Annotated in this window: 18 protein-coding genes and 5 tRNA genes; 9 read left to right on the forward strand and 14 right to left on the reverse strand. The window is 40.3% G+C overall.

What is annotated here, in order from left to right; all coding sequences use genetic code 11:
- Window positions 1–1,714 (reverse strand): SpaA isopeptide-forming pilin-related protein (locus STRDD04_RS09990; RefSeq protein ID WP_231853932.1); only part of this gene is annotated, 1,714 nt, incomplete at its 3' end.
- A gap of 191 nt (window positions 1,715–1,905) precedes the next feature.
- Between STRDD04_RS09990 and STRDD04_RS09995 the strand changes: the two genes are divergently transcribed.
- The gene (locus STRDD04_RS09995; RefSeq protein ID WP_062201951.1) at window positions 1,906–2,511 is read left to right on the forward strand and encodes a TetR/AcrR family transcriptional regulator; all 606 of its coding nucleotides are present in this window, start codon (window positions 1,906–1,908) and stop codon (window positions 2,509–2,511) included.
- Between the two features lie 66 nt (window positions 2,512–2,577).
- On the opposite strand, the gene STRDD04_RS10000 is transcribed toward STRDD04_RS09995, so the two are convergent.
- The 8 genes from STRDD04_RS10000 to STRDD04_RS10035 all read right to left on the reverse strand — a co-directional run bounded on the left by STRDD04_RS10000 (window position 2,578) and on the right by STRDD04_RS10035 (window position 9,783).
- Entirely contained in the window at window positions 2,578–3,126 is a 549-nt protein-coding gene (locus STRDD04_RS10000; protein ID WP_062201952.1) for a DUF6287 domain-containing protein, read from the reverse strand.
- Window positions 3,127–3,213: 87 nt separating this feature from the next.
- Window positions 3,214–3,429 carry a heavy-metal-associated domain-containing protein gene (locus STRDD04_RS10005; RefSeq protein WP_062201953.1) on the reverse strand — a complete coding sequence of 72 codons (216 nt, stop codon included), beginning with the start codon at window positions 3,427–3,429 and terminating at the stop codon, window positions 3,214–3,216.
- A 55-nt stretch (window positions 3,430–3,484) separates the two neighbouring features.
- Window positions 3,485–5,731, reverse strand: a complete 2,247-nt coding sequence (locus STRDD04_RS10010; protein ID WP_062201954.1) for a heavy metal translocating P-type ATPase — start codon at window positions 5,729–5,731, stop codon at window positions 3,485–3,487.
- On the reverse strand, window positions 5,731–6,174 hold the full coding sequence (locus tag STRDD04_RS10015) for a CopY/TcrY family copper transport repressor (protein ID WP_062201955.1): 444 nt from the start codon (window positions 6,172–6,174) through the stop codon (window positions 5,731–5,733). Before STRDD04_RS10015 ends, STRDD04_RS10010 begins: the two co-directional genes overlap by 1 nt.
- Before the next feature lie 147 nt (window positions 6,175–6,321).
- A complete protein-coding gene (locus tag STRDD04_RS10020; protein ID WP_062201956.1) occupies window positions 6,322–7,824 on the reverse strand; it encodes a zinc ABC transporter substrate-binding protein AdcA in 1,503 nt (500 codons plus the stop codon).
- A 9-nt stretch (window positions 7,825–7,833) separates the two neighbouring features.
- Window positions 7,834–8,640: a metal ABC transporter permease gene (locus STRDD04_RS10025; protein ID WP_062201957.1), complete on the reverse strand. Its 807-nt coding sequence runs from the start codon at window positions 8,638–8,640 to the stop codon at window positions 7,834–7,836.
- Window positions 8,633–9,343 carry a metal ABC transporter ATP-binding protein gene (locus STRDD04_RS10030; RefSeq protein ID WP_062201959.1) on the reverse strand — a complete coding sequence of 237 codons (711 nt, stop codon included), beginning with the start codon at window positions 9,341–9,343 and terminating at the stop codon, window positions 8,633–8,635. The genes STRDD04_RS10025 and STRDD04_RS10030 overlap by 8 nt, the downstream gene beginning before the upstream one ends.
- On the reverse strand, window positions 9,340–9,783 hold the full coding sequence (locus tag STRDD04_RS10035) for a zinc-dependent MarR family transcriptional regulator (RefSeq protein WP_062201961.1): 444 nt from the start codon (window positions 9,781–9,783) through the stop codon (window positions 9,340–9,342). Before STRDD04_RS10035 ends, STRDD04_RS10030 begins: the two co-directional genes overlap by 4 nt.
- A 498-nt stretch (window positions 9,784–10,281) precedes the next feature.
- Between STRDD04_RS10035 and STRDD04_RS10040 the strand changes: the two genes are divergently transcribed.
- The 8 genes from STRDD04_RS10040 to STRDD04_RS10075 all read left to right on the forward strand — a co-directional run bounded on the left by STRDD04_RS10040 (window position 10,282) and on the right by STRDD04_RS10075 (window position 16,600).
- A complete protein-coding gene (locus tag STRDD04_RS10040; protein ID WP_062201963.1) occupies window positions 10,282–10,470 on the forward strand; it encodes a hypothetical protein in 189 nt (62 codons plus the stop codon).
- Window positions 10,471–10,567: 97 nt separating this feature from the next.
- On the forward strand, window positions 10,568–11,266 hold the full coding sequence (locus tag STRDD04_RS10045; RefSeq protein ID WP_062201965.1) for an exonuclease/endonuclease/phosphatase family protein: 699 nt from the start codon (window positions 10,568–10,570) through the stop codon (window positions 11,264–11,266).
- Window positions 11,267–11,276: 10 nt separating this feature from the next.
- Window positions 11,277–12,605, forward strand: a complete 1,329-nt coding sequence (locus STRDD04_RS10050) for an FtsK/SpoIIIE domain-containing protein (RefSeq protein WP_443031310.1) — start codon at window positions 11,277–11,279, stop codon at window positions 12,603–12,605.
- Window positions 12,606–12,694: 89 nt separating this feature from the next.
- On the forward strand, window positions 12,695–13,009 hold the full coding sequence (locus tag STRDD04_RS10055; RefSeq protein ID WP_062201967.1) for a hypothetical protein: 315 nt from the start codon (window positions 12,695–12,697) through the stop codon (window positions 13,007–13,009).
- Window positions 13,010–13,505: 496 nt separating this feature from the next.
- On the forward strand, window positions 13,506–14,279 hold the full coding sequence (locus STRDD04_RS10060; protein WP_062201969.1) for a metallophosphoesterase family protein: 774 nt from the start codon (window positions 13,506–13,508) through the stop codon (window positions 14,277–14,279).
- 183 nt (window positions 14,280–14,462) lie between these two features.
- The gene (locus STRDD04_RS10065) at window positions 14,463–15,251 is read left to right on the forward strand and encodes a rolling circle replication-associated protein (RefSeq protein WP_062201971.1); all 789 of its coding nucleotides are present in this window, start codon (window positions 14,463–14,465) and stop codon (window positions 15,249–15,251) included.
- Window positions 15,252–15,256: 5 nt separating this feature from the next.
- Window positions 15,257–15,463 (forward strand): DUF3173 domain-containing protein, encoded by a 207-nt coding sequence (locus tag STRDD04_RS10070; protein WP_062201974.1) that lies wholly within the window; start codon window positions 15,257–15,259, stop codon window positions 15,461–15,463.
- 3 nt (window positions 15,464–15,466) lie between these two features.
- Window positions 15,467–16,600 carry a site-specific integrase gene (locus STRDD04_RS10075; protein WP_062201976.1) on the forward strand — a complete coding sequence of 378 codons (1,134 nt, stop codon included), beginning with the start codon at window positions 15,467–15,469 and terminating at the stop codon, window positions 16,598–16,600.
- Window positions 16,601–16,685: 85 nt separating this feature from the next.
- Here the strand turns inward: STRDD04_RS10075 and STRDD04_RS10080 are convergent.
- The 5 genes from STRDD04_RS10080 to STRDD04_RS10100 form a co-directional block, all read right to left on the reverse strand.
- Window positions 16,686–16,769 (reverse strand) — tRNA-Leu (locus STRDD04_RS10080).
- 7 nt (window positions 16,770–16,776) lie between these two features.
- Window positions 16,777–16,848 (reverse strand) — tRNA-Gln (locus STRDD04_RS10085).
- Window positions 16,849–16,864: 16 nt separating this feature from the next.
- Window positions 16,865–16,937 (reverse strand) — tRNA-His (locus STRDD04_RS10090).
- A 13-nt stretch (window positions 16,938–16,950) separates the two neighbouring features.
- A tRNA-Trp gene (locus STRDD04_RS10095) sits at window positions 16,951–17,021 on the reverse strand.
- Between the two features lie 6 nt (window positions 17,022–17,027).
- Window positions 17,028–17,108, reverse strand: a tRNA-Tyr gene (locus STRDD04_RS10100).
- Between the last annotated feature and the right edge of the window lie 9 nt (window positions 17,109–17,117).

Consider the following 17,117-nt stretch of genomic DNA (forward strand, 5'->3'; position numbering starts at 1 on the left):
AAGTATTGGTTACTTGAGTCTTATCTGCATTGTAAGACACAAGGTAGTTGTTCTCTCCTACTTTGACTTTCTCTCCTTCTTTCAGAGGAAGACCCGTCTGATCTTCAAGTTCGCGAATAGAATAAACTAGCTTGCTTCCATCAACATCACGTTCAGGAAGTTGATTTTTCCACTTATAAGTGTAGACACCGTTCGACACGGTTACTTCAGGGGTGTAGTTCCCAGTAACAGGTTTTGCATCTGCAACAGTTTGTCCTTCTTTGTGCACATACAAACCGAGTTTGACTTCTTTGTAGTCAGTTGATTTTCCGTTTACCCATGTCTTGGTCGCTTCAAAATCAACTGTCACACGTTTGTTAGAGATGTTGAGGGGAACACCTTGTCCACCTTTTAACTCCACTTCAAACTCTTCGCTAATTAGCTGATAACCTACTTTAGCAACCTTCTCCTTAACGATATACTTACCATCACTGAGAGCCTTTGAAAGGGCAATCCCGTTTTCATCCGTTACCACGGTATCAACTACTTGATTCGTCGCTTTATCAATGATTTCAAATTCAACATCTTTCAACTTAACAGTCGCATCAGCTTCGTCGAATTTAGTGATTTTGATCTTACCAGCAATATCAGCAGTAACAGTTGCACCTACAGCCTTAACAGTTTTAACTTTCGAAGTTATCTCTGTCTTTGTATTGGTTGTGGTTCCCCATGTCTTCCACACTATTTGAGGTTCGTTATCAATCAAGTATTGAGCAGAGTTTCTTACTTTTGATTCGTCCGCTGGTGAGGTAGTAACATATCTTAAGTAAAAGCTCTTGACTCCCATATTAGTTGGCATGAGCAATTCAAACCCACGTTTCCCATTGACAAAAGTCAGCAAGGCCGTATTATCTGAATCCTTTTTATACTCCTCAGGGTCCGTTGTCACTTTGTATTTTTTGATTGACTTTTTAAGACCAGCATAGTTGGTAGCAGTCGTCTCAAACTCTGCTTCGTATAAATTAAAAGAGTTCTCAATATAAGACGCAAAAGCTCCTAAGCTGATATTATCTGTAATTTTAACAGTACGATTCCCCATATCCGTCTTAGAACGGTTAATCCGCATATCCCATGCAATTTTAGGGTTTTTCTTATCATTGTTACCATATTTATACAGCAATTCGCCTGTAAGAGTTGACTTATCGTATATTTTGAACTCAAAAGTTATTTCAGATTTACTACCTCCTGGTAAAATGTAGGTGACCGTCTTAGTCTTTCCTTCAACTGTTTGTTTTGCAGTCGCAGTAAAGCTCCCACGGATATTTTGCTTATCCTTGACTGCTTCATTAAAGGTAAAGACGAGGCGATGGTTGGCGCTTTCTACCTGAACGGTCCCCATCTTTGTATTTGAATTTGTATCGATTAGATCTATGGTCTTATCTTCCAAATCCAAATTATCAGGCGCCTTTACTATAAAGTAATCTCCTGGCTTAATCTCATCCGCCTGTACACCAGGAAATGAGAAGTCGCCCGAGTATTTTAGTTCAACAGTTTTTTCGCTTGGACCAAAATTAGCGTGGTTTGTCCCATTTTCAGCAACTGTGATTTTCAAATTCTCGAATTTAGCCTTATCGGTAACATCAGCAGCAGATACCCGCTGGACATTCCAAAATCCTAGAACAGTAAAAATCGTTAGTAAAGATAAAAAGAAGCCTATCCACCTCTTAGTCTTCATAATCAATTTCTCCTTCTCCTAATTTTTTATAAGCTTAGAACATAAATATTGATATTATGTTCATCTTATATTATAATCGTTATTATTGTACTTCAAATTAACTAAAAAGACCATATCCTTTAGAGTTTTTTTCTTGACAGTTTGTCAACTTTTGACTTATTCTTATTGGAAAGGAGAGCAGCAAATAATATATGATGCGAAATACAAAAGAAAAAATTATTCAGGCATTCTTTGAACTAGCCTTAGACAATCCTTCAAAGTCACGTTTTTCAATAGCAGAAATCGCTCAACAAGCTGGTATTTCTCGACAAGCTATTTATAAAAAACATTTTAATAGCACCGAAGAGATTATTGAAGAAGTTCATCGAATTCTTTATTCAGAATTTTCTGCTGTATTACAAACATATGATCGCTCTACCATCGCAGATCCTTTCGTTTTTTTTGCAAATCACTTTCTCCCAGTTTTTTATAAGCACAGAAAATGGATACAGTGCTTCTATACTACAGCTGCTAACCCCAACTGGATTCCCTTTTTTTCTTCTATTTTACTTGAGTTTCAAAATGAGCATGTTTCCATCAACCACGACGTAATACAGGTTCCTAAAGAAAAAGTATCGCAACTTCTAGTAAAAGGGATTATGAATTTACTAGAAATTTGGATTGTCCAACCTGAGCCAACTCCTCCTGAACAATTTGTCCAGACATTTTTATTCGTTATTCATTTTCCTATTTCAAGCTATGTTGCCAGAGCAGAGAACCCTCAAGAGCAATTACCGACATCTCTATTTTCGAAATAAGAAATTTTTAAAAATAGAAAACACCTTCACCAAGATCTAACTGACTAGACCTTAGTGAGGGTGTTTTTATTCATTTATGCGATAATAAAAGGTGCCCTGTTCATCAAAAGTATTCATCCCAACTCCAGCCCAAATTCGATCACGCGCTGTGTCTGAGTTGTCTTGAAAGTTCTCCTTATCTGCTATTTTGACTCCCTTGGGAATGAACTCCAGCAGAAAACCGCCAGTCTCTCCTCCGTAGACACCACCAGAAGCTGTTCCATAATCTGTCAGAGAAGCACCATAGAGTTCATAGCTGTCAGAAACCAGCCCCTTAGCATCAAACACTAACTGATTTCCAGTAGCATCCTGCCAAGTTCCCTCTATACCAGAGTAGTCACCATTCACCAAGGCAGAAATGTCCATCGCTTCCTTCTCCTCTTTCGTCTGTTCTGAACTTGAATCCAGCGAACTCTGACTGCTGACCGCAGACGAACTGCTCTCTGGCTGCTGACTCGATTCTTGTTGCAGCGAGCTTGATGTCGACTGATTGGAATTTTCATTATTGTGTGAACAAGCCGCTAAAGTCACCACCATTATACAAATCAACAAAGAATAAACTGATTTTTTCCTCATGATTTCTCACTTTCTAAGTAAAATCTACTATCTAGTATAGACTTTTTCAACTCGTTTTACAAGGCACTCCCAAACTAGAATGGAACTTTAGATATTCTCTACTTGCAGAACTTTATAGATGGTTTTAGCTAAAGCTGCTTGATAATCTTCTGCACTCAAGGGTCGATCTACTGTGACCTGAGCAGTTTTACTATCTAAATCCACAAGCACATCAGAGACCCCTTCTATTTTCAAAAAATGCCCTGTAACGTGCTTAACACAGTTTTGACAAGATACATGTTCTAATTGGACTTTTTGTCTCATGAGATTTCCTCCAGTATTTTCTTAGTATTTTTGAACTTTTCTAAAGCATACACGCCTATTTAGCCTTAAAACGGTTGAGGCGCAGCGCATTGGCAACAACTGAGACAGAACTAAGACTCATAGCCAGCCCTGCCAGCATAGGATTAAGCAGGGGACCGCCAAAGAGGTGTAGCAGCCCCATGGCAACAGGAATGCCCAGCGTATTGTAAGCAAAAGCCCAGAAAAGATTTTCCTTGATATTTTTTATAGTTGCCTGACTGAGCTGGATGGCCTTGACTACATCCTGCAACTCACTATGCATCAGTACAATATCCGCTGATTCGATGGCTACATCAGTACCGGATCCAATCGCAATCCCCACTTCTGCTTGGACGAGGGCTGGGGCATCATTAATGCCATCTCCAACCATGGCTACTTTCTTCCCTCGTTCCTGCAGTCTTTTCACAGCATCTGCCTTACCGTCTGGCATAACCCCAGCAATGACTTGTTTAATACCGACCATCTGAGCAATAGCGGCTGCTGTTTCCTGACGATCCCCCGTCAGCATCAAGACTTCCAATCCCAATTCCTGCAGCTGTCTGATAGCTGCTGGGCTGTTTTCCTTAATGGTATCTGCCACAGCCAGAAGTCCTGCTAAACAACCATCTACAGCCAGTAGCATGACAGTTTTACCCTGATGAGAAAGAGCCCGTAGGCGCTGTTGAGCCTGACTCGCATCAACTTGGTAATCCGCCATCAAAGCTTCATTCCCAATCAAGATCGTCTGTTCTTCCACTCGAGCCCTCAGACCACGCCCTGAGATGGATTGAAAATCACTGATAGGAGACAGAATAACACCTTCTTCCTCAGCGGCTGCTAGCAGAGCCCGAGCCAAAGGATGCTCCGAATGCTGTTCGCCACTAGCAACCAGACGCAGCAACTCAGCCCGCGGCAGGTTTCCAAAGACTTCAAGGTCTGTCAGACTAGGCCGGCCGGCGGTGATAGTCCCTGTCTTATCTAAAACAACTGCATCCAGCTGATAGGCCGCTTCCAGAGCTTGACCAGATTTGATAAGAATGCCATTTTCAGCTCCCTTACCTGTCCCGACCATAATAGCTGTCGGAGTCGCCAGACCCAGCGCACAGGGACAGGCAATAACCAGGACCGCAATGAAAATAGACAGGGAGAAGGAAAGACTCTGACCAGCCAGAAAATACCATCCCAGACCCGCCACAGTCGCCAATCCTAAAACAATCGGAACAAAATAAAGCGATATCTTGTCAGCTAATGCTGCAATGGGAGCCTTGGACCCCTGAGCTTCTTCTACCAAACGAACAATCTGTGCCAGAGTCGTATCGGCCCCCACCTTGGTCGCTTCGTAGTCAATGGTTCCAGTCTGATTTAGGGTCGCACTGGTAATCATATCTCCTATCTTCTTTTCTACCGGCAGACTCTCACCGGTCATCATAGACTCATCTACATAGGTCTGTCCCTCCGTTACAACCCCATCTACTGGCATACGCTCACCTGGCTTAATGCGGACAATATCTCCAAGCTTAATCTCCTCCGTATCAATGAGCATAGCCTGACCATAGCGAATCACTGTCGCTTGACTGGGCAGGAGTTTAATCAGACTTTGAATAGCCTGCGAAGTCCGACCTTTGGCTGAGCTTTCCATATATTTGCCCAGCAAAACTAGACTGATGATAACAGAAACCGACTCAAAATAAAGCTGATGAACAAAGGCATGCTGGCCAGCAAAAACTTGACTGCTCGCATAAAGGCTATAGAGAAAGGCTGCTCCTGTCCCCACAGCAATCAGACTATCCATATTCGGATACCTCTTGATGAGATTGCGCACACCTCTCTGATAAAAGCCACGTCCGACCCAAAGCGCCGGTAGAGTAAGCAAAAGCTGAGCCAAAACAAAAGTCAGCGGAGCCTGCGTATGGTCCAAAAAGCTCGGCTGGGGTAAGCCAACCATACTCCCCATGGAAATATAGAGTAAGGGCAGAGTCGCTGTAAAAAGTAGCTGAATCTGCCTTTTTTTCTTGTCCAGCACTGCTGCCTTGGCCTCTGCCTCTCGGCCATATTCCGCCTGCTGCCTCTCCCCTTTTTCTTCTGCCTGATAACCAGCCTCGGCTACAGCATCCAATACCTGTTGGCTATCAAACCCCGCCTTAGGTAGCAAGCTCAGCCGCTCTGTTGCCAGATTAACACTGACTTCCTCAACCGTTGCCAAGTCCTTAACCGCCATCTCCACCGCCATAGCGCAAGCAGCACAGGTCATACCAGAGATTCTGTATTCTTTCTTCTCGCTCATCAATGCGCCCCCTTTCCGTGCCCGCAACGACACTGGCCTTGAGGGCAGTGACATTTAATTTCCAGCGGAGCCGAAACTCTTTTTTTGTCTATAACCTGACTGAGCCGCTCCAAATCACTCTGACTAAACTGGTGACTCTCAATCATTGATATCAACAACTCTCCGTGCTTGGTATTACAGATATTATCAAAAAGCGCCTGCCATGTACTTTCCAGATGATCCGCTTCCAAAATCCGAGCATCGTAGTAAAATTTACCCTCAATTTTTTCCATGGCAATGAACTCTTTGGTCTTCAGACGATTCAGGAGCGTCTTGATGGTTGCAGGCTTCCAAGCAAAATCTGCTTCCAAACGCGCTATAATCTCTGTACTGCGACTGTGCGGATAAGCCCACAGCACACGCATCACTTGCCATTCAGCTTGACTGATATTTTGCTGTTCCATTTTCTAGCACTTCCTTAGCATTTACGTTTGTAATTCACTTATTAGTTTACATCTGTAATCCTACTTTGTCAAGCATTGTTATCATCCATTAGGAAAGGAAAATCAAAAAAGAAGGCGGGCTAGTCCCGTCTTCTTGCTTTACTCACATTAGTGCGCCAACATCTCTTGGGCAATTTCCTGACCAGTCAACTTACTTGGATAGTAGGTTGGCCAGTTTTCCAGCTCATCAAAGAGTGCTTCCTGGCTCTCGCCGCCATAGAAGATATGGAAATGAGCTGCCTTGGTTGGTGCAATGTTGTGGTCGCTAAACTGAACATACTTGTACTGGCCAGCATCCGCATCTGTCGCTTCAAACATGAAGCGTACCCCTCGATTTCCCTTAGAGTAAGTCAGAGTGTGCTTACCAACGTATTTATACGTATATTTCTTGGATTTTCCATCTACCACAAATTCCATAGTCTTGTCTGTGATATTGATATTGGAAACATCTGTCTTGTAGCCCTTGTCATAATAGTCCTTGTATTCAGCTGCCGTCATTTTTCCAGTCAGCTTAGCCTTGTAGTCAAAGACTTGATCCAAGGTACCGTCCTGCAGATAAGGGTAAACAGACTGCCACTCACCAGCATAGTCAGACAAGGTCCGATCCTTGACGGCACTGTCTTCAAAGTAGCCGTTTTGGACTGTCTTATCGTCTTCTTCTTTCTCAGCTGCAATCTCCGCTCCCTCTTGGTCCGTCGTTTTCTTGAGAGCCTTTAGATTGGCCTGCATGATAGAAATATAGTCTGCCCCATCCTTGGTCTGCTCTTCGGTCAAGCTTTCCAGCGGATTCAAGACATCAAGTTCTACTCCTGTTTCCTTAGCCAGAGTAGAAGCCAGAGCCTGAGAGGCATTCTCTTCAAAGTAAATATACTTGATTTTATTTTTCTTGATATACTCGGTCAATTCAGCCAAGCGTGAAGCGGATGGCTCACTGTCTGGCGAAAGTCCAGAAATTGGCACCTGCTTCAAGCCATAGTCCAGCGCCAGATAGTTAAAGGCTGCGTGCTGAGTGACAAAACTCTTTTGCTTAGCGTTGGCTAAACCATCTTCAAACTCCTTATCCAAGGCTTCCAGCTTCTTGATATAAGCCGCTGCATTTTTCTCAAAAGCAGCTTTCTTGTCAGGATAGGCCTTGCTCAGACTATCTCGGATGTGTTCCACCATTTTAATAGCCCGCTTCGGAGACAGCCAAACGTGGGGGTCATACTCATGATGATGCCCCTCTTCACCATGGTCGTGGTCTTCTTCCTCTTCACCACCAGGCAACAGAAGCATATTTCCTGTCCCCTTGATAACCTTTTCTTCCTTATTTTTCAAGGTTTTTAGCAGTTCAGGAACCCAAGTCTCCATGTTTTCATTTTCATAGACAAAGGCATCTGCATCCTGAATAGTCGCAACTGCCTTAGCTGAAGGCTCATAATCATGCGGCTCTGTACCAGCCCCGATTAGAAGTTCAACATTAGCCTCATCTCCAGCGACCTGCTTAGTAAACTCATAAACAGGATAAAAAGTCGTGACAATATTGAGCTTGCCATCTGCATTTTTTTGATTGGAACAAGCTACTAAGAAAATACTCAGTAAACCCGCTAATAGTAAGCTAATTTTTTTCATTTTCTGCTCCTATCTCATAAATTTTTTGACCAGATTGACCAGTAAGAACAAGCTGACGAAAATAATCGTAATGCTGGCACTAGCTGGTGTCTCTACATAGTAAGAAATATAAAGTCCGGCAATCATACCAAAGAAACCAATGGCATTTGCCAGCAAAATGACCGACTTGAAATTTTTCCCAATCCGCAGGGCAATACTGGCCGGCAAGACCATAATGGTCGAAACCAGCAAGGCTCCCGCAGCCGGAATCATGAGGGCAATCGCAACACCCGTCACGATATTGAAGAGAATAGACATGGTCCGCACAGGCAGCCCATCCACAAAGGCCGTATCCTCATCAAAGGTCAAGATATACATGGGGCGAATGAAGAGGAAGGTCAAGACAAGCACCACAGCAGCAATGACAAAGAGAGAAATCACCTGCTCCGTGCTGATAGTCACAATGGAGCCAAATAGATACTGGTCCAGACTCATCGAGCTAGAACTCTTGCCCTTACTCATAACAATCAAGGAAATAGCTAAGCCAGTTGACATAAGAATGGCTGTCCCGATTTCCATGAAATTCTTATAGATAGTTCGCAGATACTCTAAAAATACTGCTGCGACAATGACGATAAGCACCGTTGTGAGAGTGGGCGATAGCCCAAGAACCAAGCCAAAAGCCACACCCGCCAGTGAAACGTGGCTGAGCGTGTCACTCATAAGGCTCTGCCGACGTAAAATCAGGAGAGTCCCCAGAATTGGTGAGAAGAGGCTCATGGCAATAACTGCCAAAAAGGCTCGCTGCATAAAATCATAGGAAAATAAATTAAGCATGGCTCACCTCCTGTCTGCTGTCACTTTCATGCACATTGAAACAGCGCCAAGGCGAGTCCTGATTACGAACCAGATGAATGTTGCGGTCAGCATATTTACGAACTTCCTCCGGATCGTGCGTAATCATCAAGACAGCTTTCCCATGCTGATGAGCACTATGGTGCATGAGCTTGTAGAATTCATCCTTGCTACCTGCATCCATCCCTGTTGTCGGCTCATCTAGGACAAAAATATCCGGATCCGAAGCAAACATCCGAGCAATCACAGCCCTCTGCTTTTGCCCACCAGAAAGAGAACCAATCCTCCTATCCCGATGCTCCCACATTCCCACAGACTCTAGACTTGCCTTGATATGCTCCTCATCGTGTTCATTCAAACGGCGAAACCAGCCCTTGCGCGGATAGCGCCCAGACTGGACAAATTCGTAAACCGTACTAGGAAAACCCGCATTAAAACTAGCAATCTGCTGAGGAAGATAAGCAATCCGCAGTTTCTTACCTCGCTCATTGGTCTTGGAAATCTTAACTTCCCCATGCTTAGGCTGCAAAATTCCCAAACTAGCCTTGACAAGTGTCGTCTTAGCAGCCCCATTCTCCCCCGTCAAGGTTACAAACTCGCCACTATCCAGAAAATAGTGAATATGCTCCAACACAGGCTCCTTGTCATAGTAAAAGGACAGATTTTCCACTGTGATATATCTCATTTCCCAATTTCTCCAATCAAACCATCCAAAAATTTCACAATTACTTCCTGCTCATCAGAAGAAAATTGCTCTGCCAATCTATGGTAGGTGTCTAAGGTGTGCACATGATGGTGCTGATGCTCTTCCGCAATCGGTCGCGCCAAGTCAGTCAAACGATAAAAAGTCACACGAGCATCTTTCTTATCCTTGAAAGTTTCCAACATCTTTTGCTCCACCAAAGCCTTAACAGCTTTAGTCACAGCAGCCTGGCTAACATTCAGCCGTTTCGCCAGATCAGAATTTGCCAAAGATTCCTGAGACAAAAGCATCAAAATGTGCTCCTGCGTGTTCGTTAGCCGTACATCACTCATACAAGAACCGATCAAAATTTCATGTTGATTCTCAGCTGTCAATATGACCTCATTCAAAAAATGATTAATCTTATGTGCTAAATCCGTCATTTCTCTCCACTCCTTTAACCGGTTAATTTTTTACTAGTTAAGTATATCACAAAAAATAAAAGAATCAAGTTCCAATTTAAAAATATACATTGTTTTGCCAAGAATGAGCCAATATGCGACAACTCTGAACGATTCTGAATCACACAAAAAAATAATTTCCAAAAGCAGGCATGTTTTGAAAAGATAAACTTACCCCTCACCTCGAGATGAGATCAAGCCGAAAAAGACAAGGCTTAGAAACCTTGTCTTTATTACTATACCGGCGGCCGGGGTCGAACCGGCACGTCCTAATGGACACTGGATTTTGAGTTTGGCTCTTACCGTTTTAGAAGTATATAAAGCCTTTCAAATAGCCTTTTCAAGAAGTTACCTCTATCGCAAAAACGATAGTTTTTTTATTTTTAGTAACTTTTTAGCATTTAAGTGTTGACATACATAAAATCATTTGATAAAATTAAAACAAGATAAAGAAGTTTATTTTTAGGAGGTCAACATAATATGGCTAGAGGTAAACCTATCCCAGTAGAACACCAATTTCCAAAACCTGTCAAATTCTCGGCAGTTATTGACGAGACAACTAGGCTTAATATTGAAATTGTCGCTGGTCAGTTAGTTCCTGAATTTGGATATGCTCCATCTCAAGGTCAAGTGATTGATTACGTGTTCAAAAAATACCTAAATAAGTAAATATGTTGGTAAGGTATCTTGTCAACAAAATTTACAAATAATAAACTTCTTCATCTGGTGTAAAGAAATCTATATGTATTTATGAAAGGAGAAAACTATGACAACCTCATTAACTATATTATCTGCTAATCTTGATTTTATGGGAGCAGAAAACTATAACCGCTCTTGTGAGCAAATTGCTCAATTTTTAGTATCATATACACCAACATTTATAGCTCTACAAGAAATAGGGACGTGCAGTAAAAAGGATATGCTACAAGATGAAGACTTATTCGCAGAACTAGAATTACACGGATATAAGGTTCTTCCTCATAGAAATAGTAGAAATCCTGTTAATTCCAGATTGCTTTACAATAGTTCTGAAATTGATTTCATCGAAAAGCTCCCTCCCTTATATACAGAGTTTGAAAATCGTCAAAGTGGTGGATTATTCAACTTCGATAACCAAACTATTGCTATTTATTCTCTTCACTTTCCGCTCTACGGAAGATATCCCCTAGAGAAAAAAGAAATGTGGGATAAATCTATACAATTTGCTTCTCAAACAGGCAAATTGTATGACCATGTTATCTTAGCAGGCGATTTTAACGAAAGTCTAATCAACAGAACTACTTTGTCTGATAAGATAATCGAAATGGAACAATACATGGTAAACGCTAGCCTAGATTTACCAACTTGGAAAACTAAAAAGCTTGACCATATATTCATAACCCCTCACACAAAAATCGAAAACTACTCGACACTTGATAATAAATTTAGCGACCATAAAGCTTTACAACTAACTTTTTCTATTTAGGAGCTAACAAATGAAAATGCTAAAACTGAAACCAATAGCAGACCTTAGGCGTAGATATTTTATTACTAGAAAAAAACTAAAAAAATGGCACTGGGCAATGGTTGGAACTCTCTTAGTCCTACCACTCCTAATTGCTACATATAGCAGAGCTTCTCCACTTATCAGTGGTATTCTCCTGTTAGTGTTTTGGGGTATTTCTTTTCAACTTCATCGACAAATAAAGGCTTTCAGAGAAAAACTCTACCCTAACTTATTTATCAGAGAAAATCTGCTTTATATGCTATATACAAACAGTCTATATACAAAGTATAAAGATAGTCGTGGAAGTACTAAAATCGCTCGAAGTGCAGTCCTAGAATATGACTTAAACGAAGAAAATGGTCATGTACTGGTAAAAGCTATCATTGCTGGAGATGAGTTTAGCAAAAAAGTACAATCCTTAGATGATGTCTTATCAGGGACTTTAGAACTTGAGCTAGATGAGAAGATTATCCGACCTAACTGTGTAGAGTATCATTTCTATTACAAGAAACCTCAAAGGCTAGTTTTACAGTCTTACGCCCAGCAACAAGTGATTAACACTCTTGATATAGATTTGGGATACGGTGTGACCTATAGCCCTGTAAAATGCCCTCATATTTTAATTTCAGGAGGGACAGGTAGCGGGAAGTCAGTTTTCATATCTTTTTTGATTTTGGAGCTTCTCAAACGTCAATCAACAGTTTATATTGCTGACCCTAAAAACAGTGATTTAGGCAGTTTATCACACTACATTGGAGACAGATATGTAGCTAGTACTCCGAATAATATCGCTCGTATTGTACGTTTAGCGGTTGAAGAAATGCAAGAACGTTACCAATATATGCGTGATAACTTTCAATACGTCTCAAATTTTACTGACCATGGTTTTAAGTCAGTATGGCTTATATTCGATGAAATGGGAGCATTTCAAGCTTCAGGAACAGATAAAAAGTCTAAAGAAGTTATATCTGAAGTTATGGACGGTATCAAACAAATCATTCTACTAGGGCGGCAAGCTGGGGTGTTCATCCTGATTTCTGCTCAACAAATGAGATCCGATTCAACATTAAGTACCGACCTCAGAGATAACCTTGGCTTGAGAATTGCCCTTGGTGCAAATTCTAGCGAGGGATATCGCATGGTCTTTGGCTCTGCTATCCCTGATAAGTTAAAACCTATTGAAGAAAAAGGAGCAGGCTATCTCTATATGCAGGGGTCAGGCAAAGAAACTGCCCAATACTGGGAAAGTCCTTATCTTGACACAAACCGGTTTGACTTTATCAAAGAATTACAACTTTATTTACCAGAAACAAACTAATTACAACAGATATTTTTGCTTAAATTCGCTAGATTTTCAGCGAAAATATCTGTTCCTCATCGCTCTGCGATGATAGAAAGGAAACTCCTATGAAACTTAATGATTTTTTAAAACCTGCACTCCTTGGCAATCGCTTCTTTGCCGTAAAAGGATATACTGAAGTTTTAAACCGTGAGACCAATAAACCTACCGCATTACGTCTAAACGTATCAATTCAAGATGAAAATAGCGATTTCTTCATGGAAATGATACAAGTTAAAGTTAACACTTTAAACCCTACTGCTTCTGTACAAGATATGGCAAATAACAAGACTTGTCCTGTTACGCTCAAAGATTTGAACGTGGGTCAGTTCAATGGCAATTTGTGGTTTGCTTGTTCTGATGTCTTACCTGCAGCAAAATAGTTACAATAATATATAAGCATGTTTTGCAATACAAATTTTTAGCTATAGTGATTTTCAAAATGATACAGAAATTATTTCATTTTTCGATTCTGAACACATCTATACCAGTCTTCTTAATTCTTCTAAACCGCTAGATAAAGAATTTCAAGAAAAGTGGACAATATTCGTACAACTCTGCGTAGAGTATGCTTCCGCCCGTGGTAAATGGCACACTCTCTCTAGAGAAGAAAAACAATCTTTTGATGAAGCAAGAACTACTATTCATAATAAGGTTATTTATCAACTAAAACTTTTAAAGGTTTTAGCGAATGAACAAGGGAATGATATTTCTTGCTTTGAAAGTTTTCATGATGATAGAGAGCGTATTGAAGATTTTGCTTGCTATGTCTCTTATATCTACGCAGTCAATGCTAGATAATAATTTAATTAAATAATTACTACCAAAAGAAACATTACAAAATTGATAATACTATCTGTAAAATAAAAGAGGTGTTTTATGAAAACATTATTTATTGGAGATTTACACCTAAAAGCACACCTAATTCTTCCTTTAGTAGATAATATCATTAGCGAGCATAATATTAAAAGAGTTATCTTTTTAGGCGACTATGTAGATTTACACGGTCAAAATCAAAATGTCAGTTTATATGCTAAAGACCTTATTTGTCTATTCTCTTGGAAAAAGAAACACGAACAAAACGGTCTTGAGGTTATCAACTTAGTAGGTAATCATGATGTTTATTATTTACTAGGGCAACCTGCTCCTTTCTCTGTTAAAAACCTCGAACTCTTTTTCGCAGTTCAAAATCTGCTCGAAAGTTTACACTTGCAGATAGCTTATCAACTAGATGATTATTTAATAAGCCACGCAGGCTATAATTTTCTATTTGACCCTGAGCCTTGGCACTTTGAGCTTATTACAGAGGAACATGAAGAAAAACTAGAAACTTTTGCTTATGCAATCGGTCCTATGCGTGGAGGAGGAGACTTAGCTGGCTCTCCTTTGTGGGCAGATTTTAGAGAAATTGAACTAGCACCTAATGAAAACTATCCTAAGCAAATTGTTGGGCATACCCCAAAAAAATCTATTAATATTTCTAAAAATGTCATAGGGGTAGATACATTTTCCCTATATCTTGATAAGCAAAATGATTATCAATTTATCGGAAATGGTGACCTGCTCATCTATGACGAGGGAGATTTTGAAGTCATTTCAACAGGCTGGGCTTCAGCAGAAACATTGAAACAATTACCTAAACTACTAACTTAATAACTACTTCTCATCATGTACCTACGCAAAACTGCCGACAAGCAGTCGGCAAGCTGGAAGCGTGTTTAGCGGAGCGGTGCTTAGGATCACATGATAGAAGTAAGGAGGAGCTTTGCTCCTCCTAGTTTATTTATTATATAGACAATCTTTTGGCGAAAGCCAACCGAAAAGGAACTATTTTTTATGACCTCATATAATAAAAAAATAGTCCGCACTTCTTCCTATATTGAAATTTGGGAATATGATAAGCCAATATTTTCAAAAGGAAAATCAATTTTAGATGCTAATACTGAAAATAAGGGAAAATCAAAACGCAGAACATTTGACGAACTAACACCAGTAGAACAAGAACAACGTCTTGAACGCATGAAAAAAACTCGCTTAGAAGCAAAGTGGAACTTACTCCGTCTAGTCGATTGTAACTTTGATAATACGACTTCTTTTCTCACATTAACCACTAAAAAAAATATCAGCGATAGAAATCATTTCAAAGACTTACTCAAAACATTTATCAAACGCTTTAACTATCACATATTTAAAACTAAGAAAAGCCTATTAAGATATATAGCAGTATTAGAAAAGCAAAAACGTGGAGCGTGGCATGCTCATATTCTACTTTTCAGCGTTCCCTATATTCCACATAAGCAACTATTAGAGCTTTGGGGACACGGAGCGGTACGGATAAATAAAGTCGATGTCGATAGTAAAGAAAATCGCGGTCGATATGTTACTAAGTATTTTGAAAAAGGGATTGGACAAGAATTATTGGAAAATTTCGGTAAACAAGCCTATTTATCATCACGCAATTTGAAAAAGCCTGATGAAGATAAGTTTTACACCTATGAAGATTTCAACTATGACAGTTCAGTCGTACTATATGAAACGGAATACACTAGCAAAGTTTATAAAGACGGACAGTATTTCGATAATCACGTTACCTACAAAAAGATAAAGTTAGATACAAAGGAGTAAGTCACATGATAGCAACAGTAAATAAGAATGACCTCGTTGCCCTTGGTTTCTCTGAGGGAACTTCTAAACGAATTATCAGACAGGGAAAAGAACTACTAATTGCTAGAGGCTTTAGAGTATACCAAAATAAGCGTATCGGAACTATTCCGGCTACTGTAGCCACTGAATTACTTGGATTTGATGTCCAAAATAGCCAACTTTCTAGGGAGTAAGATATGGCAACTAGAAAAGGAAAAGACGGCACTTGGATTGTTGATATTAGCAATGGTTTTGACCCAATAACACTAAAACAACGTAGAGTCGTTAGAAAGGGCTACAAGACCAAAAAAGAAGCTACCGAAGCAGAGCACTACCTACGAAGTGTAGAGCTCAAAGAACGCTTCTATGGGGCTAAAATAACTGTTTCTATGCTTTATGAACTGCTAAAGGAAGAAGATTGTCTTAATCATCGGAAAGTTAGCTATATCAACACACAAGAAAATAACTATAATAAACACATTAAAGATTATTTTTCAAAGGTTGATAATGTCGCAAAACTAACCTATGAAGATATTTACCAGTTCAGAGAACATCTTAGGCAAAAAGTTGCTCAAAATTCTGATAACCCCCTAAGCACAAATACCATCAACAAAATCATGATTTTGCTTAAAAAGATTTTTGACGTCGGCTTGAGAAAAGGTTACTACACTACAAACCCAGTAAAGCTACTAAAAAAATTACCAATTGAAAAGACTAAAATGCAATTTTGGACAATCAAAGAATTTCAGCAGTTTCTAACACTGTTTGAACCAGAAGAATACAATATCAAATTGCTCTTTACAGTTCTATTCTTTACAGGGTTAAGACTTGGAGAAGCACTGGCACTAACATGGCAAGACATCGACTTTTCAAGCAATACAATTTATATCACAAAATCTGTCTATGTTAATAAAGGCGTAAGCCATATCAGCACGACAAAAACTAAAGCAGGAACAAGAAGAATTGTTATCAATAAAAAATTAAGTCAAGAACTCCAAGATTGGCAACAACATCAAAAACATCTGTTAGAGCAATTTACCAACAATAGCCTAACTTTACAAGTGTTTCAAAATAGCCCTCTCACAGTTACAAAAAATGCTATTGAAAAGCAATACAAGAAAATCCTTGAACGTGATGATACACTAAAAAAGATACGAATACACGATTTTAGGCACTCACACGCTTCCCTGCTGATTAACCAAGGAGAAGATTATCTAGTTGTTAAAGAAAGGCTAGGACATGCTTCTATCACGACTACAATTGATACCTATTCTCATTTATACCCTAGTAAGCAGAAAGATTTGGCTGATAAACTAGATGATTTATTATAAGATTAGTAATTTTTAGTAACTCAAACAAGAGAAGTTTCAAGTACAAAAGAAAAGACAAGGCTTAGAAACCTTGTCTTTTTAATTATACCGGCGGCCGGGGTCGAACCGGCACGTCCTTGCGGACACTGGATTTTGAGTCCAGCGCGTCTGCCAATTCCGCCACGCCGGCAAAGTAACTGGGGTAGCTGGATTCGAACCAACGCATGAGGGAGTCAAAGTCCCTTGCCTTACCGCTTGGCGATACCCCAATAATCAAAAGAAATAGGCGAGTGATGGGGATCGAACCCACGCATGCCAGAGCCACAATCTGGTGTGTTAACCACTTCACCACACCCGCCATATTCCAAAAACACGGGCAGTAGGAATTGAACCCACACTGAAGGTTTTGGAGACCTTAGTTCTACCTTTAAACTATGCCCGTAAAGGATGGAAGGGGAGGGATTCGAACCCCCGAACCCGAAGGAGCGGATTTACAGTCCGCCGCGTTTAGCCTCTTCGCTACCCTTCCTAAATTATC

The sequence above is a fragment of the Streptococcus sp. DD04 genome, from assembly GCF_001578725.1.
GTDB lineage: Bacteria > Bacillota > Bacilli > Lactobacillales > Streptococcaceae > Streptococcus > Streptococcus sinensis.